23 protein-coding genes are annotated in these 26,025 nt (G+C 51.2%); 2 read left to right on the forward strand and 21 right to left on the reverse strand.

Annotation, left to right across the window (positions count from 1 at the left end; translation table 11 throughout):
* Positions 1 to 8 precede the first annotated feature (8 nt).
* The 5 genes from hflX to EDM56_RS03110 form a co-directional block, all read right to left on the reverse strand.
* The gene (hflX, locus tag EDM56_RS03090; RefSeq protein ID WP_122916416.1) at positions 9 to 1,319 is read right to left on the reverse strand and encodes a GTPase HflX; all 1,311 of its coding nucleotides are present in this window, start codon (positions 1,317 to 1,319) and stop codon (positions 9 to 11) included.
* A 79-nt stretch (positions 1,320 to 1,398) separates the two neighbouring features.
* Entirely contained in the window at positions 1,399 to 2,355 is a 957-nt protein-coding gene (locus EDM56_RS03095) for an AAA family ATPase (protein ID WP_246009259.1), read from the reverse strand.
* 187 nt (positions 2,356 to 2,542) lie between these two features.
* Positions 2,543 to 2,782, reverse strand: coding sequence for an RNA chaperone Hfq (gene hfq / locus EDM56_RS03100; RefSeq protein ID WP_122916418.1), 240 nt, complete (start codon positions 2,780 to 2,782; stop codon positions 2,543 to 2,545).
* 29 nt (positions 2,783 to 2,811) lie between these two features.
* The gene (gene miaA / locus EDM56_RS03105) at positions 2,812 to 3,765 is read right to left on the reverse strand and encodes a tRNA (adenosine(37)-N6)-dimethylallyltransferase MiaA (RefSeq protein WP_425456273.1); all 954 of its coding nucleotides are present in this window, start codon (positions 3,763 to 3,765) and stop codon (positions 2,812 to 2,814) included.
* A 2-nt stretch (positions 3,766 to 3,767) separates the two neighbouring features.
* Positions 3,768 to 4,553 (reverse strand): class I SAM-dependent methyltransferase, encoded by a 786-nt coding sequence (locus EDM56_RS03110; RefSeq protein ID WP_122916420.1) that lies wholly within the window; start codon positions 4,551 to 4,553, stop codon positions 3,768 to 3,770.
* 222 nt (positions 4,554 to 4,775) lie between these two features.
* Between EDM56_RS03110 and EDM56_RS03115 the strand changes: the two genes are divergently transcribed.
* Positions 4,776 to 6,170, forward strand: coding sequence for an MATE family efflux transporter (locus EDM56_RS03115; protein WP_122916421.1), 1,395 nt, complete (start codon positions 4,776 to 4,778; stop codon positions 6,168 to 6,170).
* A 64-nt stretch (positions 6,171 to 6,234) separates the two neighbouring features.
* Here EDM56_RS03115 and EDM56_RS03120 read toward each other — a convergent pair whose 3' ends face one another.
* The 5 genes from EDM56_RS03120 to EDM56_RS03140 form a co-directional block, all read right to left on the reverse strand.
* On the reverse strand, positions 6,235 to 7,419 hold the full coding sequence (locus EDM56_RS03120) for a Ger(x)C family spore germination protein (RefSeq protein ID WP_246009238.1): 1,185 nt from the start codon (positions 7,417 to 7,419) through the stop codon (positions 6,235 to 6,237).
* On the reverse strand, positions 7,416 to 8,504 hold the full coding sequence (locus EDM56_RS03125; RefSeq protein ID WP_122916422.1) for a GerAB/ArcD/ProY family transporter: 1,089 nt from the start codon (positions 8,502 to 8,504) through the stop codon (positions 7,416 to 7,418). Before EDM56_RS03125 ends, EDM56_RS03120 begins: the two co-directional genes overlap by 4 nt.
* Before the next feature lie 25 nt (positions 8,505 to 8,529).
* Positions 8,530 to 10,107: a spore germination protein gene (locus tag EDM56_RS03130; RefSeq protein WP_122916423.1), complete on the reverse strand. Its 1,578-nt coding sequence runs from the start codon at positions 10,105 to 10,107 to the stop codon at positions 8,530 to 8,532.
* A 151-nt stretch (positions 10,108 to 10,258) separates the two neighbouring features.
* A complete protein-coding gene (locus EDM56_RS03135; protein WP_122916424.1) occupies positions 10,259 to 10,966 on the reverse strand; it encodes an SDR family oxidoreductase in 708 nt (235 codons plus the stop codon).
* Positions 10,967 to 11,174: 208 nt separating this feature from the next.
* Complete coding sequence (locus tag EDM56_RS03140; protein WP_122916425.1) at positions 11,175 to 12,194, reverse strand: metal ABC transporter substrate-binding protein; 1,020 nt, start codon at positions 12,192 to 12,194, stop codon at positions 11,175 to 11,177.
* A gap of 376 nt (positions 12,195 to 12,570) precedes the next feature.
* Between EDM56_RS03140 and EDM56_RS03145 the strand changes: the two genes are divergently transcribed.
* Positions 12,571 to 12,930 (forward strand): DUF805 domain-containing protein, encoded by a 360-nt coding sequence (locus tag EDM56_RS03145; protein ID WP_122916426.1) that lies wholly within the window; start codon positions 12,571 to 12,573, stop codon positions 12,928 to 12,930.
* 102 nt (positions 12,931 to 13,032) lie between these two features.
* Here the strand turns inward: EDM56_RS03145 and EDM56_RS03150 are convergent, their stop codons facing one another.
* The 11 genes from EDM56_RS03150 to EDM56_RS03195 all read right to left on the reverse strand — a co-directional run bounded on the left by EDM56_RS03150 (position 13,033) and on the right by EDM56_RS03195 (position 26,013).
* Positions 13,033 to 13,467, reverse strand: coding sequence for a MarR family winged helix-turn-helix transcriptional regulator (locus EDM56_RS03150; protein WP_122916427.1), 435 nt, complete (start codon positions 13,465 to 13,467; stop codon positions 13,033 to 13,035).
* 179 nt (positions 13,468 to 13,646) lie between these two features.
* On the reverse strand, positions 13,647 to 14,678 hold the full coding sequence (locus EDM56_RS03155; protein ID WP_122916428.1) for an NADH:flavin oxidoreductase/NADH oxidase: 1,032 nt from the start codon (positions 14,676 to 14,678) through the stop codon (positions 13,647 to 13,649).
* A gap of 223 nt (positions 14,679 to 14,901) precedes the next feature.
* A complete protein-coding gene (locus EDM56_RS31350; protein ID WP_183192275.1) occupies positions 14,902 to 15,069 on the reverse strand; it encodes a hypothetical protein in 168 nt (55 codons plus the stop codon).
* A gap of 76 nt (positions 15,070 to 15,145) precedes the next feature.
* Positions 15,146 to 17,161 carry an alpha/beta hydrolase family protein gene (locus EDM56_RS03160; RefSeq protein ID WP_122916429.1) on the reverse strand — a complete coding sequence of 672 codons (2,016 nt, stop codon included), beginning with the start codon at positions 17,159 to 17,161 and terminating at the stop codon, positions 15,146 to 15,148.
* Positions 17,162 to 17,217: 56 nt separating this feature from the next.
* The gene (locus EDM56_RS03165; RefSeq protein WP_122916430.1) at positions 17,218 to 19,515 is read right to left on the reverse strand and encodes a S9 family peptidase; all 2,298 of its coding nucleotides are present in this window, start codon (positions 19,513 to 19,515) and stop codon (positions 17,218 to 17,220) included.
* Between the two features lie 41 nt (positions 19,516 to 19,556).
* Positions 19,557 to 20,525: an ABC transporter ATP-binding protein gene (locus tag EDM56_RS03170; protein WP_122916431.1), complete on the reverse strand. Its 969-nt coding sequence runs from the start codon at positions 20,523 to 20,525 to the stop codon at positions 19,557 to 19,559.
* Positions 20,512 to 21,510: an ABC transporter ATP-binding protein gene (locus tag EDM56_RS03175; RefSeq protein ID WP_122916432.1), complete on the reverse strand. Its 999-nt coding sequence runs from the start codon at positions 21,508 to 21,510 to the stop codon at positions 20,512 to 20,514. The genes EDM56_RS03170 and EDM56_RS03175 overlap by 14 nt, the downstream gene beginning before the upstream one ends.
* A 13-nt stretch (positions 21,511 to 21,523) precedes the next feature.
* On the reverse strand, positions 21,524 to 22,459 hold the full coding sequence (locus tag EDM56_RS03180; RefSeq protein WP_221175959.1) for an ABC transporter permease: 936 nt from the start codon (positions 22,457 to 22,459) through the stop codon (positions 21,524 to 21,526).
* A gap of 10 nt (positions 22,460 to 22,469) precedes the next feature.
* Positions 22,470 to 23,396 carry an ABC transporter permease gene (locus EDM56_RS03185; RefSeq protein WP_122916434.1) on the reverse strand — a complete coding sequence of 309 codons (927 nt, stop codon included), beginning with the start codon at positions 23,394 to 23,396 and terminating at the stop codon, positions 22,470 to 22,472.
* Positions 23,390 to 24,517 (reverse strand): alpha/beta hydrolase family protein, encoded by a 1,128-nt coding sequence (locus EDM56_RS03190; protein ID WP_183192276.1) that lies wholly within the window; start codon positions 24,515 to 24,517, stop codon positions 23,390 to 23,392. Before EDM56_RS03190 ends, EDM56_RS03185 begins: the two co-directional genes overlap by 7 nt.
* Positions 24,514 to 26,013 carry an ABC transporter substrate-binding protein gene (locus EDM56_RS03195; RefSeq protein ID WP_183192277.1) on the reverse strand — a complete coding sequence of 500 codons (1,500 nt, stop codon included), beginning with the start codon at positions 26,011 to 26,013 and terminating at the stop codon, positions 24,514 to 24,516. Before EDM56_RS03195 ends, EDM56_RS03190 begins: the two co-directional genes overlap by 4 nt.
* Positions 26,014 to 26,025: the final 12 nt, after the last annotated feature.

Genomic DNA, 26,025 nt, shown 5'->3' on the forward strand with positions numbered 1-26,025 from the left:
TAACTGACTCACCTTTCTCCTAATTCTGCGGTTGCCATCTGTTGTCCAGTTGGTTCGTTCACGAATGCAGCGATTTTGCCGTAGATCGGGTTATCCCGGTTCATGCGTACCTGGATGCGATATGCATCCCCTGCCTCGTCAAAAGATTGCTCCATATCGACGCCCGCCCGATGCAAGAGGGAGAGAATGTCTCCGCGATCCGCAGGCACGTTGAGCGTTAGCGACTGGTACGATGCAAGCACCTGATCTTCAATCTGTTTGCGCAGCTTCGCCAAATCGTTTTCGTCGTTCGCCGTGATTAATAGAGAGCGTTCCACTTTCGGCAAATAGTGATCCGGTCCGATCAGGTCGCGCTTATTGAATACGACAAGCTGCGGGATGTCTTCCGCATCCAGCTCACGCATTACTCTTTCGACCACTTCCATATGGATGGCGAGGTCGGGATGATGGCTATCCACTACATGCAAAATGAAGTCCGCTTCCTTCAAGCCTTCCAATGTCGAACGGAAGGCGGCCACCAGTGCCGTTGGCAAGTCTTGAATAAAACCAACGGTATCGGTCAATAACACTTCCAGACCGTTCGGCAGCTGAAGCTGACGGGTGGTCGGATCAAGCGTAGCGAATAGCTTGTCCTCCTCCAGCGTACCGGCGTTTGTCAGGCGGTTCAATAGCGTAGACTTGCCTGCATTGGTATAGCCGACCAACGCAATTTGGTACACCTGGTTTTTTTTGCGGCGCTCACGGTGCAGATGACGTGTGCGAACCACTTCATTAAGCCGGTCTTTCAGTTCGCCGATCCGTCTGCGGATGTGTCGTCGGTCCGACTCCAGCTTGGATTCGCCGGGACCTCGCGTACCGATACCGCCGCCGAGACGGGACAGGTTTTTCCCCTGTCCGGCCAGCCGTGGCAGCAAGTAATTGTACTGCGCCAGCTCCACCTGGATTTTCCCCTCTGATGACTGGGCGCGCAGCGCAAAAATATCGAGTATCAACTGTGTACGGTCGATTACTTTGCAATCGAAGACTTTTTCCAGATTTCGATTCTGGCTTGGTGAAAGCTCGTCGTTGAAAATAACCAAATCAACATCCAGCTCTTCGGCTCGCTGGGCGATTTCCACCATTTTGCCTGAGCCTAAATACCAAGCGGCATCAACTCGGTCACGATTTTGCGTTACGACGTCAACCACTTGTACGCCTGCGGTCTCCGCCAAGTCTGTCAACTCTTCGAGCGAGAGGCGCATCCGTTCTTTATCACGAGTATCGAGTAGACAACCGACAAGAATCGCTGTCTCCCTCGTTTTCAACAGGCTATGAGTCATTTATCCACTTCCCCTCTCACGTTATCATATCATACTTGGCAAATCTTACGTAAACGCCGGGTGCAATGCACCTGTCTCGTCAAAAAACGAGGTCCTCTGCCTTTATCGTCATCAATTGCTCGACCGTTGGCTCGTGTACCTTGACCGTCCGGACCGCATGCGTCCGGATCGCTTGCTCCAGCATGTTACGGACATAGCGGGCATTGCTGAAATTGAACAGGAACGGATCATTTTTGACCCTGATCAGCTGATGGCGTAGCTTGTCACGAGCGGCCTCGGACAATGTGTACTCTTTCTCGTTGATGATGAGATCGGAAATGCGCATGAGGTCGTCGACGTTATAATCATGAAAATGAATCTGGATCGGAAAACGGGATGGTAGGCCGGGATTGATTTGCAAAAACTCTTCCATTTCATCGGTATAGCCTGCCAAAATACAGATGAACTCTGTTTTCTGGTCTTCCATCGCCTTTGTCAAGCAATCGATGGCCTCCTTGCCAAAATCTTTTTCTCCACCACGTGCAAGTGAATACGCCTCATCGATGAACAGAATGCCACCCATTGCCTTTTTGATCAAGTCCCTTGTTTTCTGTGCGGTATGGCCGATGAACTCCCCAACCAGGTCTGCACGTTCCACCTCGATCAGATGCCCTTTACTCAATATGCCCATCTCTTTGCATATTTTGCCGACGATCCTTGCGACTGTCGTTTTACCCGTTCCAGGGTTGCCTTTAAACACCATATGGTACACTTGCTTTTCAATTCGAAGCTTATGCTTTTCCCGCTCCTGATTCATCCGCAGGAGCGCATAAATTTCGTACATCGTTCGTTTCGCTTCCTGTAAGCCGATCAGCCTCTCCAATTCATCGAACACGTTTGCGAGGCCTGCGTTTGCCGTAATGCGCACATTTTCCGCCATCGTCTGCGGTTCTTTTGCCTTTGGCGGCGGCTGATTAATGACGACTTGTATGCGGTGGGATGAAGATTCCGTCGTTTTTGCCGCGGGATTGCTGGGAGCATACTGTTGTGATTTCACCTGTTTCACCTGCCCTCTCCTGATGGCCCCGCACATCCATTATGAGCTGGAGCGAGATGGGGTTTATCTACCTAAGTATACGCATGCCCAAGGAAAAATTTCCCGAAACCATAAAGAAATGAACGCTTTGATGCCCCGCGATGAGAATAAAAAAAGCCGCCCGTCTGACGGACAGCTTTTCCAATCGTTACGCCTGGTTGTTCTCTTGCGACATCAAGGAAACCGGGCGCTGCGGCGTGAATGTGGAAATCGCATGCTTATATACAAGCTGTTGCTTACCTTCACTATCGATCACGATTGTAAAATTGTCAAACGCTTTAATATAGCCACGTAATTGGAATCCGTTTACCAGATAGATGGTCACTGCAATATTTTCTTTGCGCAATTGATTCAAAAACGTATCTTGAATGTTGATTGTCTGTTTCATGAAAACTACCTCCTACAAGGACTTGTAAATTATATATTCGGCGTACGGGAAAACTTTCCTGCCAGCGTCTGGCTAATTGTTGCGAATGCCGCTTCCCGGCTACCGGGCTCGGTCACGTCAAACCATTGAATCTCCGGCATTCTTCGGAACCAGGAAAGCTGACGTTTGGCAAAATGGCGGGTCCGCTGTTTAATGTCATTGATCGCTTTTTCCAGCGTGATTTCACCGTACAGATAGGGCACCAATTCTTTATAGCCCAGGCCCTGCATGGCGGCACTGTTTGGATCGAAGCCGCGATCCAGCAATTCTCGCACTTCCTCCACCAAGCCCGCCTCCATCATCAGGTCGACTCGGTGGTTAATCCGTTCATAAAGAAGAGCACGGTCCATCGTAAGCCCGATGATCATGACTTCATAACCGGACTGCTCCTCGCGATGCTGGTAATCAGCCATTCGGCTGCCTGTCACCTCATAAATCTCGATGGCCCGAATGACCCGCTTTACATCATTGGGATGCAGCCGTTCTGCGGTGATCGGGTCAATCGCTGCGAGCCTTTGGTGCAAGGCATCGACGCCTTCTAGCTCGGCGTAACGCTGCAGCCTTTCGCGCAGTTCCACATCCTGCGCAGTATCGGCGAATTCATACGCATGCGTTACTGATTGTATGTACAGGCCGGTTCCTCCGACGATAAAAGGAATATGCCCTCTTTGATTGATCTCGCTTATCAATCGACGTGCCATCGTCTGGAAGATGGCAACTGAATACTCTTCATCTGGTTCTACAATATCGATCAGGTGATGTGGCACCATAGCCAGCTCCTCCGGCGATGCTTTGGCCGTACCGACATTCATTCCACGGTATACCTGCATCGAATCGCCAGAGAGAATCTCTCCGTCAAACGCTCTAGCCAATTTCAAGCTTAGCTCCGTTTTTCCGACGGCTGTGGGTCCTACAATCACAACCAGTTTTTCCTTTTGTGCCATGTTCACTCCCCTCCGCCTATCTCTCTAAAGCTGTAAACGGCTTGGCGCTCACGCTTCCGATACGGGGTGAAACCGAATCGTTCATGAAGCTTTCCCTCGCTGCCTTCTTTCAGCACGACTCTGCGCCTCGCTACGCGCAAAGCTTCCTGCACAGCTTCCGCCGAAAGCGTTTCAGCATTCGCAAAAGCTCGCACTCCACCAATCCCCGCCGATGCATCCACCGTCGTCTCGAACATCGGATCAAAGTACACCACATCAAACGACTTGTCCTTCATGCTGCTCATGACGTCCAAATGATGTCCCGTGATGACTTCAACCCTGCGCATCGCACTCTCCAGCGCGTCGGAGCCGTTTCGCCAACGCTTCATTCCGTCTTCCACCAATTTGGCGATGATTGTCTGCGATTCAATTCCTGCCACACGTCCGTTTTCGCCGATGGCGTACGCAAACACAATAGAATCCGCCCCCAACCCGAGCGTCGCGTCCAGCACGTCATCTCCTGGTTGAATTTGGCAAACAGAGAGCATAGTATCAGTATCGCCGCGCTCCAAACGCTTTATACGAAAAGCCGAATTGTTCGGATGAAAAAAGAAAGCAGGTTGATCGGGGATTTCGAGTCGCGCTCCTTTGGCGGAGACCACTAGGACTGCATCGTCCTGGTGCTGCCTACGTAGCTGTTGGATTGATGCATCTCGTCGTGGGACGAGTTGCATGGCAAAGCTTTCAGCCAATTCAATTGCATGGGCCATCGTCGTTTCATTCGGCTCAAGCCCTGTTGTGATTATCACTGCTCCATCACTCGCTCACTCAAAAATCAAAAGGGCCACGCCTGTTTTCCTTGCATAGACAAACGAATGACCATCATTATTTTACACAATTTATACAGGCGAAGTAAAATTGACCACTCTGTTTGATTCTGCAACTTCATTAACGATTTGTAAATGAAAATTCACGAAAACTGTGCTACGATACACAATGTTCATTCGCAGACTGCATACGGAGGTGATGAAATGGAAGGTTCCCTATTACAAAAACAAAACGATCAGCAATTGTATCATTTGTCAAAACTGACCTGGCCAATTTTTTTGGAGCTGCTCTTGTTTACTTTAATGGGCAGTGCTGATACGTTCATGCTAAGCGGCGTGTCTGACCGTGCCGTGTCAGCAATCGGCGTCGCAAACCAATATATCTTTATCGCGGTCCTCGTTCTTGAAGTGATAGGAAACGGCGCTTCCATCGTCGTCGCTCAATACATCGGTTCCAAAAAGTGGCGGGAGGCCGCAAAAATATCGGCTGCCGCCTTGACCCTGAACTTAGCCATCGGTCTTTTGATCAGCGCTGCTTTTGTCTTGTTCGGCAGATCGTTGCTGCAAGCGGTCAATCTGCATGGCGACCTGTTCGACTACGCACAGCATTATTTGCTTGTCGTTGGCGGCGGTTTGTTTATGCAAGCGCTCATCAATACGTTGGCTAGCCTCATTCGCACATATGGCTTTACCAAAGAAAGCATGTATGTCTCATTCGGTATGAATCTCATCCACATCGTCGGGAATTATTTGCTGATTTTTGGCCATTTCGGTTTTCCCGAGCTGGGCGTCACAGGGGCTGCGATTTCAACCGTCATCAGCCGCGGCGTGGCAATGCTGGTGTTCTTGTGGATGCTGTACCGTGTAATGGAAGTCAAAATGGAAAAGCGCGATTACGTTTTCATTGCCAACGAACACGTCAGCAAAATTTTACGAATTGGCATTCCATCCGCATTTGAACAAATCACCTACAGCGCCTGCCAGTCCGTTTTCCTTTACTATGTAACGTTTTTGGGCGCCGAATCGCTGGCATCGCGCCAATATGCCATGAATATCTCTATGTTCATCTATATGTTCAGCCTAGCGATCGGAATGGGGACGTCGATCATTACGGGTCGCTTGGTGGGTGCGGGGCAACTGGAAGAAGCATACAAACGGGTTTGGAGCAGCCTGCGCTGGGGCCTGATACTCACGGTGATCGTCAATGTCATCGCAATCTTGTTCCGGGACCAACTCATCCGAATCTTCACTACCGATCCGGAGATCATCCGATTAGGTTCGCAAGTGATCTTACTGAGCATCCTCTTGGAAACAGGTCGCGTTTTCAACCTGATTCTGATCAGCTCACTGCGTGCGGCTGGCGATGCCAAGTTTCCGGTCTATATGGGATTGTTATCGATGGTCGGAATGAGCTTGCCACTCGGCTATGTGCTTGCTTTTCATTTTGAGCTTGGACTGCCCGGCATTTGGCTGGCAATCGCCTGTGATGAATGGACGCGCGGCATCATCATGTTTTTCCGTTGGCGCAGCAAGGCATGGGAGAAAAAAGGGCTGGTCTCACCCTCCAAGGAAACAGACGCCATCGCGGCATCGACCTAGTTTCAAATGGGACTTAACGTAAAAAGCTGTCGCTTCCTATAAAAGGCGGCAGCTTTTTTCATATTCATTTTTTCCCCTGGTTTCCGTAAGCATTGACGGTGATGTTCACATTGTAGTTGATTTTCGCTTTGCTGAACGTTTCATCCCAGTTCGCTTTTACCTTCTTCCACACTTTTGGATAGGCTATCCTCAGCTCCTCACCGAAACCACCGACATCTACCTTGTACTTTTTTTGGATGCTTTGGATCGTTTGATTAACCATCCGCCTGATTTCTTTCTCGGTGGATTGTTCCACTTTTTTCAGAAAACTGTTCTCAAACGCATCCCCGGGAAAAGACCAATCCTCCGACACAGCACCTATCGACTTGACTTGCACATCAAACGTGATGTCGTCGCCTTCCACGTGCGGGATAATCTTCCCTTTCATCGAACTAATCTCGTAGACAACCAACTGATTTTGGTCCCCCAAGCTTTTTACCACCCCGCGCGCACCCTTTCCTGTCAACCACGTCATCCCTTCGACTTCTTCCTCACCCAAAAATCCGATTGCTTTCCGCGTACTTCCTTTGATCACTGCTGCTCCTATCATCTTGACCCGCTCCTGCTCTGCATACACAGCAGGCAGCAAGAAGCTCGATCCTGAGGCCATTTTGCTCGCTACCTTCTGCAAGGTCATCTGTGGCAACAATCGTGTCGTCCGATTTCGATTATCCGCGATTTCCAACAAATATTCCGATGGGGTGTTTTCTTCTGCTTTGCCACTTAGGGCAAGACGCGCTTCACCACGACTCATAAAAATAACCGTGCTGTTTCGAATCTCGTTATCGCGCACAGCCTGATTCAGCATGAAATCCAATCGCACCTTTTCCGCAATCGCTTTGCTGATTACTAGTACCTTCATATGAGACGCGATGATGTTGCGGTTTTCCAGCGCAAACTCCCTTAGGATTTGATGGAAGCTGTCACCTGAAATCGATGTGTTGCGATACGACCTTTTCCCTCCGCCACTGGTGTCGCTGCTTTTGCTGCTGGACGGAAGGATGATTTGTCGTGTCATGGTGATAATGTTTTTCTTACGATAACGGCCGCCATGCTTATCTGCGTCTCGCTCGAATTGCGGCTCTTTCCCTTTATCAATCGCGATGCCAATAATGAACGAGTTTTTGTCGATATCCCGGCTATCCCAGCAGCCGGTGAGCAAGAGGAGTGAGGTGATCAACAAGACTGCGGTGCCTATGCCCTTTTTCATGCTGGTTTCCTCCTGATGGACGAAATCATGAAAAGAATAATTGGCAGAACCACTCCGAGGAACAAGAAAGCGTTCCCGATCCATTCGCCAAGCTTGCGCAATTCATCGAGATTGTGCGGAAGAAAGCTGGCGATAAAAATAAGCGGTGCAAGACCGTAGATGCAATGGGTTATTTTCCGACCAAAAAGCTGGCTTATCCCCAAGGATGCGTAAAAATGACAGAGCGATGCCGTCGAAAACACTTGCAGCACCCAAATAATGAGCACCAAAATGTCAAAACGCTCAAAGAGCGCTCCTGTGATTTCAAACGATTGAATCAGGGAATAGGTGGGCCATGTTTTTTCCGCCACCCCTTCTATAGATAAACCGCCAATCACCATGATCAGGGTGCAAGTATACACGATAGTGGGTACCACCACTCCCAAGGTGACAGCCTTCACCGCATTTTGTGGCTGTTTTATGAATGCTGCCACGATCATGATGCTTTCGAACCCGGAAAAAGGAAGGACCATCGACTGAATGCCTTTCAGAAAAGGCATGATCCCCTCTCCGAATACGGGTCGCAAATTGTTTAGATCAAAAACTTTGAAGCTCAGTCCTAACGCCCCGAACAAAAACAGCAGGCTAATCGGCAGCAGTGCTTGCAAAAGTCGCACCACCGGATTGATGCCACCCACCAGCAAATACAGTTGGGCGCAAAGAAAAATCAGTGAAATCGCCCATCTTGGCGTATTCTCCAAGAGCGCAAACTGGATCACCTCGGTCAGCGTCCTCATTTCATACGCACCCAGGGCACTGAAATAGACAATGAACATCATCGTAAACAATCCGGCTAGCACTTTCCCAACGATATCTTGACCGAATTGGAAAAACGTGCGTCCCGGAAAGCGTTGGGAAAGCTTGGCGGAGAAAATCGCCGGTATCAGCATGATGATCCCACCGAATATTGGCGTCATCCATGCATCGGCGGTGCCGATTTTTTCCGCGACGCTCCGTGGCAGGATCAAAAGCGTCGCACCGATGATGCTGCTACTTATCGCCACAACCGTTTGTGAGGTTGAAATGGATTCATTCGAATTGCTCATACAAACGCTCGTCCCTTTCCGCGCATCAGCGCTTTCCTCGACGAACCTTATCCTCTACGCGTAAAATCTCCGGACGAAATTTCATTTTGAAGAAAGGCAGCCGGATAACGGTATCCTTCCAGTCGCTGACGTCATAGGGAACGATCGGCGCCGTGTACGGTACCCCAAAGCTTTTTAGCTTCACCAAATGGATGGCGATAAACAAAAAGAACATGATGACCCCATATAAGCCGAAGACCGCGGCAAAAAACATGGCACCGAAGCGCAGCAGGCGCAAGGCAATACCTGCATCGTACTGGGGAATGGCGAATGAACAGATGGCCGTTAAGGAGACGACGATTACCATCACAGGACTCACGATCCCAGCCTGCACTGCCGCTTGTCCAATTACAAGCCCCCCTACCAAACCGACTGTCTGCCCCACCGGTTTTGGCAGTCGTAATCCAGCCTCCCGCAAAATTTCGATGGTGATTTCCATAATTAACGCTTCCAACAAGGAGGGAAATGGCACTCCCAACCTCGATGACGCCATCGCAATCGCGAGCTTGGTGGGGATCAGCCCTTGATGAAAAGAGACGAACGATATATAGATTGCGGGCACAAACAAAGCTGCAAACGCGGCAAAATAACGTAGAAAACGCATGAGCGAAGCGGGCAACCAACGCGTATAGTAATCTTCCGGCGATTGTAGCAGCATGTTCAAGGTAACAGGGACAAGCAGGACAAACGGCGTCCCGTCCACCATAATCGCCACTCGTCCTTCCAGCAAGGCCGCAACCACACGATCTGGGCGCTCTGTGTTTTGCACTTGGGGAAATGGCGAGAAATGGTCATCTTCAATCAACTGCTCGATATATCCGGACTCCAGGACGTCGTCTATTCTGATCCGTGAGAGACGCTGCTGCACCTCTTCCAGTAGGTTGATGTCCACAATTCCCTTCACATAGGCAACGACGACACTTTTCGTATTTCGTTCGCCAATCTGATAGCTGAGGAATGTGAAATTCGGATCGGTTATTTGCTGGCGCAAGAGCGTCATATTCGTCCGCAGCGACTCGACAAAACCGACGCGCGGGCCTCTGACTACCGACTCCGTATCTGGCTCATCGACGTTACGACCCTGGATTTCTTTCGTGCCGAACAGCATGCAGCACGCTTCCCCATCAATCAAGAGCGCGGTATAGCCGATGACAACTTGTTCAATCACGTTGTTCACGTCGACGACTTCCAGCACATCGATGATCGGGATGACATGATTGTGAAAGTACGTGCTAGTTGTGAAAGACGCGCTGTCCACCTTCTGACCCTCGATGGCATGGATATTCATCATCAGTGGCTGCAAGATGGTTTCCTCAATCAATTTCGTATCCGACATTCCGTCAACATAGACGATCAAAGCCTGTTGATCCGTATTTCCCAGATGAAACGGACGAAACACTACGTCTGAGCTGTCGCCAATCCGCTCCTCAATCAAACGACGATTTACTGCCAAATCCGCCGTTAGCGGTTTTATCTGCCGATCTCCTCGCGCGTATGTCTCCTTCTTTTGTTCGGCAGCCCGTGCGAAAAACTCGTTGACTTGCTTCGAACGCCACCAGCCCATTTGCCCTCTCCTTGGTCCTTGATTTGCAGAATCCTCTAACTCCTAACGCAACCCTTCTTTCGTTGTATTTTATCCTAGGAAAAACGATCCATTCATTCCTGCAAATCTAGACAAGAAAAAACACCGGACTAATCCGGTGCTTGCTGTTGCCTTAGCGGAGCGTATAGCCGCCATCAGGAAAGAGAATGTTGCCTGTCGTAAACCGGTTGGTCATCAAGAAAAGAACAGAATGGGCAATCTCTTCATCTGTGCCGACCCGCTGTAACAGCGACAAGTTTTTGTATTCTTCAAAGTGGGCAAGCCGTCTCCCATCCGTAATGCCCTCCCTGCCAATCGTACCAGGCGAAACGACATTGACGCGGACAGGCGCCAATTCAACAGCTAAGGCGCGGCCCAAACTTTCAATCGCGCCATTGCAAGCGGCATAAGCTGCCCCTGCATTGAGCGGTCGCATACCATAAGCCCCAGACATCAAGACGATAGACCCTGTTTTTGAAATATACGGGATTGCGTGCTTGGCTGCAAAATATTGGGGCCAAAACTTCCCTTTGAAGCTACTCTCGGCGGTTGCGGTGTCTGTCGTGATCGGGCCGAGCCGATAAGAAGCCCCAGGCGTGAATAAATGATCAAAAGGGCCAATCTTTGCAAAAAACGCTTCGATTGCTTCCTCCGTCGAATTGTCCAGCTGGACCGTTTGTAGCGTTTCACTGTTGATGATCGTTTTCGCGAATTCCAGCTTCTCCACCGAGCGGCCCGCAATCACGACAGCTGCTCCTTGCCTTGCCGCTTCCACAGCGGTAGCTAGTCCGATCCCTGCGCTTCCCCCGATAATAACGACTCTCTCTCCATGCAATCCCATCGATTTCCAGCCTCCTTTTTTCTCATTTTACCAATTCATTCCTTTCCCTACTATGTGATGGGAACCAAAACTTCCGCAACTGTTTTGGGCAACGGAACAATTCGTAAAAATCCGCCGAAAGAACCTTTCATCAGGGCTATTGCAAGCTTTTTGGGCGGAGTTAAAAAAGACACGCTCATTGCGTGCCCAAATCGCTTATTTCTCATCTTTACTCATTCAACGCTGCTTCGAGTGCCTTCAGATTCTTTTCCATGACCCCAATGTAGTCAAGTCCGTTTGCTTTGTCCTCGTCGGCTAATCCTTCGATTGGACTCAACACATTGGATTTCGCTCCGATTTCTTTCGCTACTGTCTCCGCAATTTTCGGGGAGATCAGCTCTTCAAAAAAGATGGTTTTGACCTTTTGTTCCTTTGCAAACTTCACGATCTCAACCAGCTTGGCCGGTGATGGCTCTACATCCGGCGACAAGCCGGAGATCGGGATTTGCGTCAAACCGTACTGTCTCGCCAAATAGCCAAAAGCCGCATGCTGGGTCATAAAATCTTTCCGCTTTGTTGTAGAAATCGTATCGCGATACGATTTGTCTAACGCTTGCAGCTTCTCAAGATATGCCGCCGCATTTTTCTTATACGTATCAGCATGAGCGGGGTCCGCCTTCATCAGCGTCTCTTCGATCGCCTTTACTTCTTGTTGGGCAAGCACCGGATCAAGCCAGACATGCGGATCAAGATTGCTTTCATGCGCATGATCATGCTCACCATCCGCATGTTCGCCCTCTTCTTCCTCGGGGATCCCCTCCATCAGATTCATTCCCTTGCTTGCCTCCACGACTTGCAGTGTTTTGCTGTTGACGCTTTTTATCGTATCTGAAACCCAGCCTTCCACAAGGCCGTTGTAGACAAATAGATCTGCATCCGCCAACTGTTGAATATCCTTCGCCGTTGGCTCCCAATCGTGCGGCTCCACCCCAGTTGGGATCAAGACCGAAACATCGGCGAGATCCCCCGCAACGTTTTTCGTAAAGTCGTACATCGGATAAAAAGTCGTAACGATTTTGAGCTTGTGATCACCCTTGTTTTCTGTTGCGACGGCAACACCCGCGGTCGCCTTCGTTTCGGTTTGTGCGGACGGCGAAGGGCCGTTGTCCGAAGCGCTTGGGACCGAGCATCCTGCAAAAAGAAGGCTGGTCATCCCAATTAAGCCGATAAATGTGCGAATTGATTTCATATTATTCCTCCTGTCAGCATCAATAACCTTACGAAAACAAATATGTAAAACGTAATAATTACGATTTATAACTGTTATTGTATGCCTATCGCCTCATTTCGTCAATACAAATAAGAATCATTATGATTTATTTGTCGAAATATCGGTATTTCAGATCATCGCGTGGATGCGAGTTTGGTCGAAAACGTATAGGTACAAGCCTTACTTACCCACAATTTCAGAAGATTAGCCGTCACAAAGACCTGTTATTATTCTCATACTTTGGATATATTTGTATTGTCGAACAAAATCAAAAAATATAACTAAAGTTAGATATTTTTTCCATTTTTTTGTGATAGGATATATAGTGTTCAAAAAACTTGGAGGTGCGTTTTACGTGGAATGGTATGTAAAAGTACTAAAGCAGTATGCCGTTTTTCAAGGGAGAGCTCGTCGAAAAGAGTATTGGATGTTCGTACTGATCAGCGCAATCATTTCCATTGTACTCTCAATCATTGAGAACCTGATCGGTCTGTCTCAAATCCTTTCGACAATCTACACCCTAATCGTCCTGCTGCCATCGCTTGGCGTTGGTGCTCGCAGATTGCACGATACCGGTCGCAGCGGCTGGTGGCTGCTCATCTCTTTTATCCCTGTCATCGGAACCATCATTTTGCTTGTCTTCTTGTGCCAAGATAGCCATCCTGACAACCAATACGGTTCCAATCCAAAAGGTCAAACCAATATTCTGATCTAACAAACCTCGAGCCTTCGTCTAATGTGAAGGCTCTTTGTTTTCAATCAAAAAAGCCCTCATAAGCCATGAGGGCTTTTGCGCAGTACCGTTAGAGGACATTCGTCACTCTTTCTTGTGTTGCAGCAACGCTTGCAGTAAGGTTTGTAGCTCGTTCACAGGCAAAGCAGCCGTCAACACAGTCGTGAAAGTACGGTAGGCATTGTCGATCTTTACCTGCCCAATGTCCGTTAGCGCAGTATAGACGCTTCGTCGGTCTTCTTCACAGGCATATCTGCGCAACGCACCGCAGCCTCTGTGTTCAAAACGGGCAACAAGCCGTGACATTGCACTTTGGCTTAAGCCGACCATCGACTCAAGCTGTTGTAGCTTCAGCTTTTTTTCAGGCGCTTGCGATAAAAATAACAGCATATAAAATTCTTTCAATGCCAAGCCGTGCTGTTCCTGCAAGGCTTGCTCCAATTGATTCGCCACGCTTATTTGGATGTTGGTAAAGGAAAACCAACTGTTTATCAGGTCATGATTCAAATCGATCCCCATCGTGCAAAGTTCCCTTCATGATAAGTAAAAGCGAAAGTACATCATGTCGAACAACGCTATTGGGTTGATTATACCATCTGCGCAGCCATTGCACGAGTTTTAGCAACGGCAGTGTGTTTTGGACGAGTCACTTTGTAACAAAGAAGAAAAACCCGTTTTCACGGGTCTTCCCTCATCCTTTATTTTTTCGGAAACCCGAACTGATACTGCTTAGGAATCGCCGTTTCTTTATTGAGTTCCGCGGCAGCACTCAGCGTCCAGTACGGGTTTTTGAGCATCGCACGACCGACTGCCACGAGGTCAGCGTCTTCGTTGCCAATCACGGCATTAGCAAGGCTTGGTTCATCCAATCTGCCTACCGCGATGACAGGCACATCGAGCTGCTGCTTGATTTCTCGCGCCAATGGAACTTGATACGCGACATGCGTACCTGGACGGCCTGCCGCCGCAATCGGCCCTTCTCCACCTGCGCTCACATGGAACATATCTACGCCTGCTGCTTTATAGACTTTGCTGAACACTACACTTTCTTCAATGCCGTAGCCACCTTCCACATACTCCCTTGCAGAAATACGCATAATCAGCGGCATCTCGACAGGCATTTCGCTTTTCGCCGCACGGATGACTTCCACGCCGAATTGGGTCAAATCTTTTCCGTATTCATCGCTCCGCTTATTCGTTAACGGAGAGTGGAATTGATGGATCAAGTAGCCATGGGCGCCATGAAGCTCGATCGTATCCACACCCGCTTGCACCGCGCGACGCACCGCTTTACGGAATTTTTCGACCATCTCTTGAACTTCTTCTGTCGTCAGCGCGCGGGGTGTCTTCGATTTTTCATCAAATGGCACAGCGGATGGTGCTACCGGAACAGCCGCATCTTCTGCTTTGCGCCCTGCATGGGCAATCTGGATGCCCACTTTCGCACCATGGCGATGGCAAGCTTCGACGATACGAGCCAAGGCCGGGATGTGCTCGTCTGACCACAGTCCCAAATCGTAGTCACTGATGCGACCGTCCGGTTCGACATCGGTCATCTCGATGATGATCAGCCCTGTACCTCCGATTGCTCGGCTAACATAGTGTGTATAATGCCAATCATTCGCGATCCCATCCTTCTCCGTTACGGAGTATTGGCACATTGGCGGCATCACGACGCGATTTTTCAAGTCCAATCCTTTGAGGCTATACGGGGTGAATAAATCCAACATGGAAATCTCTCCTTTTTCTCTCAAGCGGTATTCGTCCATACAAATGTATGCACATGCATTTATATAACCGAAAAAAATTACATGCATACGCATGCATTTATGATAACGGATTTGATTGATTTCGTCAATTCGTCCGAAATAGCAGCCTTACCCTCTGGTGTCTGCCACTGGAAAAAACCTTCCTCTGTCGTTATGAGGAAGGTTTTTGTTTCTTAATTCCTTATTATCCCAATTCATTGGTTCGCTCACCTTGCTTTTCGCTTGAAACGGTGCCGCTTCCCGCAAATTGGTCCAGCTTATGTTCTTTTTTTGTCAACGAATACCCGTGCATATTGCTTCCGTTATAGCCCATCTCTTGTTTTTCATTTTTCTCTTCGTTTCCAAGTGCCATGCTTCTTTCACCTCCGTGCTTATTATCACCCTAAAATCGGAAAAGACCTCTCTCTTCGCAAACCGCGCGTTATAGTTCATTCCTGTTCATTTTGATCCCCACTCTCCCTCAGATAGCGGTTCATCCACTGCAGTATCTCGACCATGCGCCGCCGCCGGTGGGCCGGCTTGCCCGAGCGGGACAGCTCGTGGTTCTCACCGTGGAAGACGCACATGCGGGCCTCGACTCCATGAAGGCGCAGCGCGGTGTACATCTGGTAGCCCTCCGGAATCCAGCAACGATAATCCTCGTCTGAGTGGATGAACAGCGTGGGGGTCTTCACCTTGTCCGCATATCTCAGCGGGGAGTGCTCCCACAGCTTTTCGGGATTCTTCCACGCATCCGCCTGCATCTGATCCGTGCCGAAGTAGTAGCCGATGTCGCTGATGTAGGTGAAGCTGAACCAATTGGAGATGGAGCGCTGGGAGCAAGCGCAGCGGAAGCGGTTGGTGTGGCCGATGATCCAGTTGGTCATGAAGCCGCCGTAGGAACCGCCGGTCACGCCGAGGCGCGCGCTGTCGATGGCGGGATAGACCCGCAGCATCTCGTCCAGGAACTGCATCAAATTTTTATAGTCGATTCCACCATATTTTCCCCGAATGTCTGCAAAGGCGTCTCCCCTGCCGTCGCTGCCCCGGGGATTGCAGTAGAGAACGACGTAGCCCTGCGCCGCCCATACCTGCATCTCGTGGAAATATTCATCGCCAAATGCAGTCTTGGGTCCGCCATGGATGTGCAGGATTGCAGGATATCGCTTCTCCGGGCTGTAATCCTGCGGTAGAAGGGCCCAGCCATCGAAGACGAAGCCCTCCTGGTCCGTGATGGTGTGATGTACCGGCGTTGCGTGCCATATGTTCTCATACGCCGCCTCATTGTAGCCGGAGAGACGCTCCAACACGCCTTCCTCTAGTGCATAAAGCTCCTGCAGGCGCTGTCCGGCCAAGGAAATGCAGCGGATCGTGTCGCCGCTGATGTCGAAGCAGTCCATGCTGCCGGCCTCGTCATACACCGCCTCGATTGTTCCACTGTCCAGATGCATGCGGTAAAGGCCACACACATATCCCAGCAGGGAGGTAAAATACAGGTGCTCACCCTGGGCTTTGAGGATTGTTCCACCGCCCAGACGGCAATCGCTGTTCACCGGCAAGCCGATGGTGGCGTCGTGCCCTGCCAGCAGGTGGATAAAGCCGCTTGGCCGGTCAACACGATAGAAGCCGCCGTTTTCCTTGAGCCCATAGTCTGCCCCCTCCGCACCGCTGAACAGAAGCTCGCCATCAGCGTATGTCACGCCCCTGATGTGGAATCGCCCAACGGAAAGCCGTGTGGTCGTCCCCAGTACGCGATCATACTCCCACAGTGTGGCCTTCTCAGAGTAGATGCCGTTCATTTCCCTGCCCGCGCCGGCGATGTACCGCCCGCAGGACGAAAGGGCATACAGCTCCACCTCCTGGTAGGCAGCGCTGACCATCGAAAGCGTATTCGCGGCCTCGTCGTACAGGTAAAGGGCTCGGCGCAGGCCGTTTGTAAATCCCCGGCCGTTGGACCAGAAGGGAACCTCGTCGATGATCTGGTAATCGCGGTCTTTGCGCAGCGCGGCGAGCCGCACCTCCTTTTCGTTGGGCTCCAGCCCATCCACTGCCGGGCGGTTCCTATCATATTCCCCCAGCACCAGCCAGTGGCCCTTTTCCACCGGGCGGATCTCCATGACGCTCATCCCCAGTTCGAAGGCGAATACCGCCTCACCGCCATGGATGCAAAGGCGATAGAAGCGGGTGAACACCTCGCCTCGTTCCTTACGGGCGCGGTCCTTTTCGCAGCGTTCGGCGGCAAAGAGTAGCGTATCCGCATCCTCCCAGGCAAAGAGCTTCTGCCTGCCGGTCTCAGCCAGCCGAAGCAGCTTGCCGTCGGCGCTGCACAGCCACAGCTCATGTCGGTAACCATTGTCATCCTTGGCCTGTGACACAATATGGGCTGACTGCCCTCCTGCAGGGGAAAACTTCAGCTGCGAGAGGAACCGGTACTGCATGATATCATCAATGCCTGGACTCTTCATAAGGGCGTCGCCTCCTTGTCTAATAAAAACACATCAATTTCATGTGTTTTTCTCTTTCAATTGCCCTCTTGTTCCATCGTAAAATTTCTTGGCGGCTCTTCCCCCAATAAATGACGAACAAAATAATCCCACCTGCGCCGCGTGACATAGGGATGCTGATCGAGGAAGTGGCTGCCGTTGGGATAGAGCAGCATATCAAAATCCTTGTTTTCACGGATCAGGGCTGCTGCCAGCTGAATGGTTGCCGAAGGATGCACATTGTCGTCCATATCGCCATGGATCAGCAGCAAGCGCCCCTCCAAATTTCCGGCAAAGTTGTGGTTTGCCTGATTGTGATACGCCACCTCCGAATAGGGACCTACCCAGCGGTCACCCCAATGCGTATGGTACTTTGCCTGATCGTGGTCGCCACAGAGGGATACCCCCACTTTAAAAAAATCGGGAAATTGTAGCATTGCACGCACTGTGGCGTAGCCGCCTCCCGAGCTGCCCCATATACCGACTCTGTCGATGTCGACCCACCGATATTGCTCCGCAAGCTGTCGCAGAGCGCACACATGATCCTCGATGCCGCAGCATTCCTCTGGCTTGCCATAGGCCATATCGTGTATCGCCTTTTTGCGAAGCGGGGTTGCCAGGCCATCGACAATCATGCCGATAAACCCAAGCTGGGCTAAGCTTTGCAGGCCTCCCATGGGGTCCATATCCATAACCTCGTGGAACTGAAACGCCTTTGGCGTATTGATGCGTTGGCTTCCGCCGTAAATATAGTCCACAACTGGATACTTTTTATTGGGATCAAAGCCGAAGGGCTTAACAATGATACCGTAGATGGGCGTGACCCCATCCCGGGCCAATACCCGGAACGGTTCGGGCTCTATGTACCCTTTTTCCACAAGGCGGCTGATATCCGCTTCGGCAACCTTTGTGATAGGCGTACCGTCTGGCCGACATACAAACGTTTCAGGCACAGCTTGAACGGTGGAATAGGTGTCGATAAAATAGCTCCCGTCAGGGCTGAACCGAGGAAGGTGTTCGGCGGTTTGCTCGCTGATTCTTGTCAATTGTCCACTATCGAGATTCACCGCATATAAAAGCTGATAATATGGATCGATACCGGACTCCCGGCCGGAGGCGGTAAAATACAGCGTCCTTGAATTCTTATTGTAGTGCCTCATTCGCCGGGCTGTATAAGGTCCCGGGGTCAGGTCGCGCTTGATCCTGCCGTCTGCGGCGTCAATGAGAAATAGGGAGGCGCATTCGTCTCTCTCAAGCAGCCAGATCAGCTCCTCACTTTCCGGCAGGTAAAGAAGCCCCGGATCGTTGAATGCCTCCTGTGAGGCAAATCCAAAGTATTCTGTAAATCCGAAGGTTTCATAAATCTGTTCAGCGGCTATGCGCGCGGTACAGGCTTCCATGTCAATCAGGACAGCCTGCGCTTTCTTAAAGTAGCGGTCATAGCGTACAAGGTACGCTGTCTTGCCATCTTCTGTCCATTTCAACTGGTCGTTTTTCGCATCGAACATCGCCTGCGAAAAAAGAGTCAGGGGCTGTCCATCCAGCAAAACAGGCCGGAAACGTTTGCTCTCCACATCTACCACATAAACATGCGCCGTCAAGATTTCCGCGTCCGCCGGCATGGAGTAGGGATAGCTGACTTCGACCGGAGCGGGGGTTTTGCTCAATGGCTCCGATTGTATCAAATGCATCCGACTGATCCCGCGGGTATCCGTTCGGTAGGTCAGAAAGCGTTTGGAATCCGGCGACCACTTCAACCCAAGGGGCAAAATCCTCGGCTCTTTGCTGATCAGCTTTTCGCTAATCATTTGGTACCTGCGTGCGTAGGGCTGCAAATCGCTGCCGTCAGTGGTCAGTTGTGTGGTTTTCCCCGCACAATTGTCCCTGCAAAAGATGTTGCCCTCGTCCGTGTAGACTGAATACCTAAAATCGGGAGAGGTTGCTTCATATTGATCATAGAGCGGATATTCCAGCTTTTTGACAATGCCGCCTTTCAGCTCATAGCAAAACTCACCCTTCTCCCCGTTTATGGAGAAGTACATGGTTTGCCCGTCAACCCGATGGATCGTCACGGGCAACTCCAATGGCTTCGCATTCTCATACCAGACACCGAGCGCCCCAGCGAATGCCACATGGTCGAAAAGCCTGTACAGAGCCATATCCTCATGCACGTAACGCATATATTCCGTCCCTATCCCATCGCAGGTCGGTACGTCTTTGGCAAACCAGAAATCCCGACTCCCCATGATCCAGTGCTCTGTTACGCGCTCGTTCAGAACGTGTTTTTTTCTGTTGGCAGAATAGATCCTTGCCGCTCGCTTATATGCTTCAAGCACTCCCCCACCTCCTGATCCAAAATTCTGCCAAAAGCTTCATATTATACGCCGCCGTGTAACACGCATGACACATAATGCTCCCCACCCATATCGCGCAGCGGGATGTCCTTTCCTGTACACTCAGCTTTCACATAAGGACACCTCGTGGCAAACCTGCAGCCGGGCTTCGGATTAATCGGGCTTGTCAGCTCTCCCTTAATAATCTCTGTCGGTGTTTCCCTGGCCTTTGCCGATGCGACGGGTATGGCGGAAATAAGCGCTTTTGTATAGGGATGTAGCGGATTTTCAAACAGCTCCCTGGAGGGGGCTCGCTCAATGCACTGACCGAGATACATAACAGCAATTTCTGTTGATATATGGCGCACAACGCTCAGGTTATGAGTGATGAACAGATAGGTCAAGCCCAGGCTCTCCTGCAAATCCATCAGGAGATTGAGCACCTGCGCCTGGATCGACACATCCAGCGCGCTCACCGGCTCGTCGCATACGATAAATTTGGGTTGCACCGCCAGGGCGCGGGCAATGCCGACGCGCTGGCGCCTTCCGCCGTCCAGCTCGTGGGGATAGCTATTTTCGAGCCGCCGGGACAGCCCAACGGTTTCCATAAGCTCCAGGACACGGTCCTCCCTTTGCTTCCTGTCCCCGATGATCCCGTTCACCAGCAGAGGCTCGGCAATGGTTTTCTTGATTGAATGGCGCGGGTTGATGGAGCTGTAGGGATCCTGAAAGATAATCTGCATCTCTTTGCGCAGCGCCTTGTATGTGCGGGCGTCACAGTTGGTGATATCTTGTCCTTCAAAAAGGATCTGGCCGCCTGTCGCGGGTGCAAGCCCGAGGATCGTACGGCCAAGTGTTGTCTTGCCGCAGCCCGATTCACCCACGATCCCCAAGGTGCTCCCCGCCTTTATCCGCAGGTCAACTGAGTCCACGGCATGAAGCTTGCCGCTTTCCACATTGAAATACTTTTGCAGCCCAATTGTCTCCAGCAAAATCGGATTAGCATTCCCCATGGTATCCCTCCTCCGATGCAAAAACGTGGCATTTTACAGCATGAGTTCCATTGACGTAGGCCACCGGTAAATCGGTTTTGCATATATCCATGCAACGTGGGCATCGCGGATGGAACTTGCAGCCAGCGGGCAGGTCTGTCGGGTCAGGCAGCATGCCCTCAATTGGCCTCAGCCGTCTTACATTTCCGTATATATCCGGGATACTGCCAAACAGCCCCTCTGTATAGGGATGATGGCGTTCTCCGACAAAAAAGTCTTCAAAGGTGCCATATTCCACAATCTCCCCGCTATAGATCACCGCGACCTTATCGCAGGTTTTCGCGACGATGCCGAGGTCGTGGGTGATCATCAACATGCTCATATCCAAGCGTTGCTTGAGCTCTTCCATCATAGCTAGCACTTGGGCCTGAATCGTGACGTCAAGCGCGGTGGTGGGCTCGTCGGCGATCAGCAGCTCGGGGGAGCAGGCAAGCGCCATTGCAATCACGACACGCTGCTTCATTCCACCACTGAACTGGTGGGGGTATTCTTTTTTCCTTTCAGGCGGAATACCAACCAGCCCTAGTATTTCATCGATGCGCTCCCCAAGCGCCTTGGAATCCAGCTTATCGCCATTGTGCAGGAAAAGGGCTTCCTCGATTTGCTGTCCGATTGGAATGAAGGGATTCAGCGCAGTCATAGGGTCCTGGAATATCATAGAAACCCTTCCCCCCCTGATCGCCTGCATCTCCGTTTCGCCCAGCTCCAGCACCGGAACGCCGTCGAAGGTGACGGAGCCGTTCAGTATCCTACCAGTGCGTTCCGGAAGCAGTCGCAATATGGACAATGCGATGGTGGTCTTGCCAGCGCCGGTCTCCCCAACAAGTCCCAACGTTTCCTTGCGGCCAAGGCTCAGGCTGATGCCGTTGACCGCTTGCACCGTACTTTTGCCGCTGGTATAGACGACCTTAAGATCCTTGATTTCCAACAGATTGTTACTCTCCAACGACCACACCCCCTTATTCCTTCAACCGGGGATCAAGCGCCTCGCTCAGGCCATCCCCTAACAGGTTGAAACTGACTGCTGTGAGTACAATGGCCAATCCCGGAAAAACGACGATATGTGGGTTGGTGCGCATATACTTGAGCGCGTTGCTCAGCATAGCACCCCATTCCGGGTCCGGCGGCTGTATTCCCATCCCGATGAAGCTCAGTCCGGCGGCGGCCATGATCAGCCCAGCCACGTTCATGGAGGCGTTTACAATAATCAGCCCGATGGCGTTGGGCAGAGCGTGCACAAAAATCGCGCGCGCATTTGAGACGCCTATGGCCCGCGCTGCTTCAATGTAGTCCTGACCCACAACGGCGAGCACGATGGAGCGCACAATCCTGGCAAAGCTGGGGATGGACGAAATCGTGATTGCGATGATCAGGTTGCGGAATCCTACTCCGAGCACGGCGACAAGGCTGAGCGACAGCAAAATGCCCGGAATACAGATGACGGCATCCAGAATAAAGGTGATGACCGCATCCACTTTTCCGCCGAAAAACGCAGACACTGCTCCCAGGATCGAGCCGAAAACCACTGAGAGAATAGTGCAGATAATACCGAAGGCTAAGCTGTATCTGGCGCCGTAGAGGACGCGCACCAGGATATCGCGCCCCATATCATCCGTCCCGAAGGGGTGCCCAATGCTTGGCCTGAGCAGCCGCTGGGCGGGATTGGTTTCGATTACGGTGCTGTAGCTGACGGCAAACTCCGTTATGATCGCGGCAACGATGATGACAGCGATTACAATGAGCCCAAACATCGCTGACTTGTTGCGCCTGAGCCGATGCCACATGTCTGCGGTGGGTGAAATCGGCTTTCCTACTGAGAGCTGTTTCATAGCAGTGATCATTCCTTTCCACTTTAAAAAATCTCGTCTCCCTGCCCACGCTAGGCCGGAAGACATTCATATCGCATCAACCCAAGCGATTTTTCAGTCTCGGATCCACCACGGCCTGAATGATATCCACGGCAAGCATGATCAGCTTATACAACACCGCCAGAAAAATGGTGACGGCCATAATGACCGGGGTATCCTTCATATGCACGGCTTTGATGATGATATTGCCAATGCCCGGAAGGCCGTAGATCATCTCGATAATCAGCGCTCCTCCAAGCAACCAGGCAAATGTCATCCCCAGTATGGTGATAATCGGCATCAGCGCGGGTTTGAGCGCATGGCGCATAATCACACGCAGCTTTCCTGCCCCCTTGGCCTTGGCTGTGCGGATATAGTCCTGCCGCATCGTCTCCAGCATGGATGTTCGGATCAGCCGGGCCAGAAAAGCCGCGTTTGGCAGCGCAAGGGTGATGACCGGCAGCACATAATGCAGGGGGGTGCCAGCTCCCATCGAGGGTAGGATGCCGAGCCCCAGTGAAAAAATCAGGATGAGCACAAGTGCCAGGAAAAAACCCGGCACGGAAGCCAGCAGCAGCGCTGTGACGGTCAGGCTGTAGTCGAGGGCGCTGTATTGCTTGACTGCCGATACAATTCCTAGGGGAATGCCGATGATGGACATTGCAACAACCGCAAGCAGCGCAAGGGTGAGCGTCGTCGGGAACTTCGCAAGTATTTCCTCAAAGACGGGCCGCCCGCTGCGGTAGGAATTTCCAAAATCAAGCTTTGACACGTCCAGTAAATATGTTCCGAAACGTTCCAGCATCGGCCTGTCCATCCCAAGATCGTGATTCAACGCCGCGACCGCTTTCGCATCGGCGTCCTTCCCCAGGATAACGCGTCCGGGATTTCCGGGAACAACGTTGAGAATGAAAAAGATGATGAAAATTACGACGATCAAGGTCGGTATAATGTGAAGAATTCTTCCCACTGTGTATCTCAGCATGACAGTTCTCCTCCTCTCCGCCCCGGTTTCATCTGAAACTCCACGTCAACGTCATCCGGAGCTTGAAGCTCAATCTTTTCTCCCAAAAGATATTTCTTAAAAAACGAAAGGTGGAGGTCGCAGAGGATGGCCCGTACCTGCTCCGGATCTTTTTCCCCAACATCCGGATAGACGTTTCCAGCAAGCTTCCCGATGATCCCCCGGTCGGTAAATCCGATATGTCCGACGTTATTGATGCTGATCCGATAGGCGTCGGCGGAGTTTCGCCAATACATATCCCGAAGGATCCGGCCTCCGTCAGTTCCGCTGAACGTCATAAAGGGTTTGCCGATATCCTTGCCAAAGCTACCGCCCAGCTGTGCGCCGTCTATATTGATGCCACAGGCAAACAAATCGAAAGCGGCGCAGCAGTTCGCCGCCGTGGCGCCCCCGAAGGAATGCCCCCCCAGCCCAATTCCTTTGGTGAAATCCACCCCGCGGTACAGGAAGCTGGTGGGATCGGCATTCAGGGTGTCGAGGTATTCCGCCGCCGTTAGTGTATGTCTCTCCCAAATATCTGCGCTGTTGTTGAGGTTGCCATTGTGAATGGCGTGAAATTGAGCCGCAAGTTCGGCAAGCTCGTTTTCAAAATCTGCCCCTTCCTGCACGCGGGCCACTTCATTCAGAAGCTTTTCCGCCATTTCGAGCATTTGGGGCTCAAATACGTAATCGATATACTTCTGTTCCTTGGGGATGTATGTACCGTCAGGCAGCATCACTGACGCTTCCCCGGTATGCCCGATGGACGCCACCACATACCCAAAGCTTGCCAGGTCGGTGCACAGCACCGTATTGCACATCTCATACGTCAGGTAACCGTGGTTGAATAGTAGCAGCGGAAACGGGCCATCCCCTGAAAGTGCCGCGTCCTTGACGCATCTGGTATCCACCCGATCGAGTCCCAGGGGCTCCAGTACCTGCGGGAACGCGTAAGCAGCCGGTGCTCCTGCGCCATCTACAGCCGGATAGTAAACGGTCAGCGAGATCGGCGTCGAAATATTCCCAACAGAGAAGGGATACGTTGTGTGCCTCAGACCTACCTGGTAATTCCCAGCAGGTCTGGGCAGCTCGATGCGCTTCACCGTTGCTCTCCCGATTTCAGCTTGATATCACCAAAGTACAGGCATAGGCTTCCGGCGCCTGCCTTACTGGTATAGTCAAAATCCGAGTTAATGATATAGGCAAAGGGTGTATCGAAAAGGTTACTAACATCAGCGCGCTCATAAAGGATTTCAAGTGCCTTCCCAATTAACTCTTTGCGTTTCCCCTCGTCCGTTTCGGTCTGCATCTGTTTGATTAAAGCATCATAATTCGCATTTTTATCCATATGGTCGCCGTAATTGGCCCCTGTGCTACTCATGGATATCAGCATGGATTCCAGCGTGCCGGAGAACGCACCGTACGGCACAATTGTCAACTCCAGTTCACCTTTCTCGAGCTTGTCGAACCAAGCGTTGCCGTCCAACTGTTCAATCTTTGCATTGATACCGATCTTCTTCAGGTCGCTTTGGACGGATTCGGCCAGAGCGGTCTCCTGCCAAATTGTTATAGTAATGGGACTCCCGTCATAGTGGGACTTGCTCAGGTAATCCTTTGCCAGCTTCTCGTCGTATAGCGGGCCATAGGATTTGTCCGCAAATTCTCCCATAAGGCGTTTAGCGAACAGGTTCACGGCGGGTTCACCGATATTCTCATTGGCGAGAGCGACGGCGTTTGCACGATTCACTGCGTGAAAAATCGCTTTGCGAAGATTGTGATCCTGTGCCAGCCTGTTGCTGAGAGGAAGGAGCGTGTTGGCGGACCATGAATTTTTCTCCAGAACCACCTTAGCCTTGTCGTCGTTGTCGAATACCGACAGCTGGCTGATAGGCGCGCCCATGAACATATCGGCCTCGCCGGTTTGGATCGCGATCACGGCAGTGGAAGGGTCGACAGGCGGTTTAACAATAATGTTCTCCACCTCGGCTTTACCGAGGTGATAACCGTCGAAGGCTTTAAGCGTGATCATCCCGTCATTATCCTTCGAGACAAACTGGTAAGGGCCACTGCCCACAGGTGCTTTCTCAAAGGCCGCAGGATCTTTTTCATAGACTGCCTTGGGAATGATAAAGATGTTTTCGATGCTGAACGTGAACAGGTTGACGTATGGCGCCGCTTTGTAAAGGGTAACGGTATGATCGTCATTTTTCTCATAGGAAGCGATGCGGGATTTGAAGCCGTAGGAATAAGTGCCCTTAAAAAACAAATCCAATGAGAATATGACGTCGTCAGCCGTCACTGGGGTACCGTCATGGAATTTCGCATTTTGGTCCAGGTAGAACACGGTTTTTTCTCCGGAATCGTCCCAGCGTTTCGCCAACATTGGGGCAATATTGCCGTCGGTATCCATCTTTACAAGTCCCTCATAGATCGCATGCATCACATTGGGCTCGCAAAGGCCGATATCCAATGGAACCAGCGAATCACTAGGAGCAAAAGCAATGTAGGTCAGGGTATCTCTGCTGACGCTTGGCTGGCCGCACGCGGCCAGGCCTGTCACAAGTGCAAGAAATAGCAGGATCGCCAGTAATCTTTTCATAAATATGCCCTC

The sequence above is a fragment of the Brevibacillus fluminis genome (genome assembly GCF_003710825.1).
GTDB classification, from domain to species: Bacteria; Bacillota; Bacilli; order Brevibacillales; family Brevibacillaceae; genus Brevibacillus_D; species Brevibacillus_D fluminis.

Excerpts from the sequence above, each read along its gene's own strand:
- hflX (WP_122916416.1), bottom strand. The coding sequence starts at position 1,319 with ATGACTCATAGCCTGTTGAAAACGAGGGAGACAGCGATTCTTGTCGGT.
- hfq (WP_122916418.1), bottom strand. The coding sequence starts at position 2,782 with ATGAAACAGACAATCAACATTCAAGATACGTTTTTGAATCAATTGCGC.
- miaA (WP_425456273.1), bottom strand. The coding sequence starts at position 3,765 with ATGGCACAAAAGGAAAAACTGGTTGTGATTGTAGGACCCACAGCCGTC.
- EDM56_RS03115 (WP_122916421.1), top strand. The coding sequence starts at position 4,776 with ATGGAAGGTTCCCTATTACAAAAACAAAACGATCAGCAATTGTATCAT.
- EDM56_RS03120 (WP_246009238.1), bottom strand. The coding sequence starts at position 7,419 with ATGAAAAAGGGCATAGGCACCGCAGTCTTGTTGATCACCTCACTCCTC.
- EDM56_RS03125 (WP_122916422.1), bottom strand. The coding sequence starts at position 8,504 with ATGAGCAATTCGAATGAATCCATTTCAACCTCACAAACGGTTGTGGCG.
- EDM56_RS03130 (WP_122916423.1), bottom strand. The coding sequence starts at position 10,107 with ATGGGCTGGTGGCGTTCGAAGCAAGTCAACGAGTTTTTCGCACGGGCT.
- EDM56_RS03135 (WP_122916424.1), bottom strand. The coding sequence starts at position 10,966 with ATGGGATTGCATGGAGAGAGAGTCGTTATTATCGGGGGAAGCGCAGGG.
- EDM56_RS03140 (WP_122916425.1), bottom strand. The coding sequence starts at position 12,194 with ATGAAATCAATTCGCACATTTATCGGCTTAATTGGGATGACCAGCCTT.
- EDM56_RS03150 (WP_122916427.1), bottom strand. The coding sequence starts at position 13,467 with ATGGGGATCGATTTGAATCATGACCTGATAAACAGTTGGTTTTCCTTT.
- EDM56_RS03155 (WP_122916428.1), bottom strand. The coding sequence starts at position 14,678 with ATGTTGGATTTATTCACCCCGTATAGCCTCAAAGGATTGGACTTGAAA.
- EDM56_RS31350 (WP_183192275.1), bottom strand. The coding sequence starts at position 15,069 with ATGGCACTTGGAAACGAAGAGAAAAATGAAAAACAAGAGATGGGCTAT.
- EDM56_RS03160 (WP_122916429.1), bottom strand. The coding sequence starts at position 17,161 with ATGAAGAGTCCAGGCATTGATGATATCATGCAGTACCGGTTCCTCTCG.
- EDM56_RS03170 (WP_122916431.1), bottom strand. The coding sequence starts at position 20,525 with ATGGGGAATGCTAATCCGATTTTGCTGGAGACAATTGGGCTGCAAAAG.
- EDM56_RS03180 (WP_221175959.1), bottom strand. The coding sequence starts at position 22,459 with ATGTCTTCCGGCCTAGCGTGGGCAGGGAGACGAGATTTTTTAAAGTGG.
- EDM56_RS03185 (WP_122916434.1), bottom strand. The coding sequence starts at position 23,396 with ATGCTGAGATACACAGTGGGAAGAATTCTTCACATTATACCGACCTTG.
- EDM56_RS03195 (WP_183192277.1), bottom strand. The coding sequence starts at position 26,013 with ATGAAAAGATTACTGGCGATCCTGCTATTTCTTGCACTTGTGACAGGC.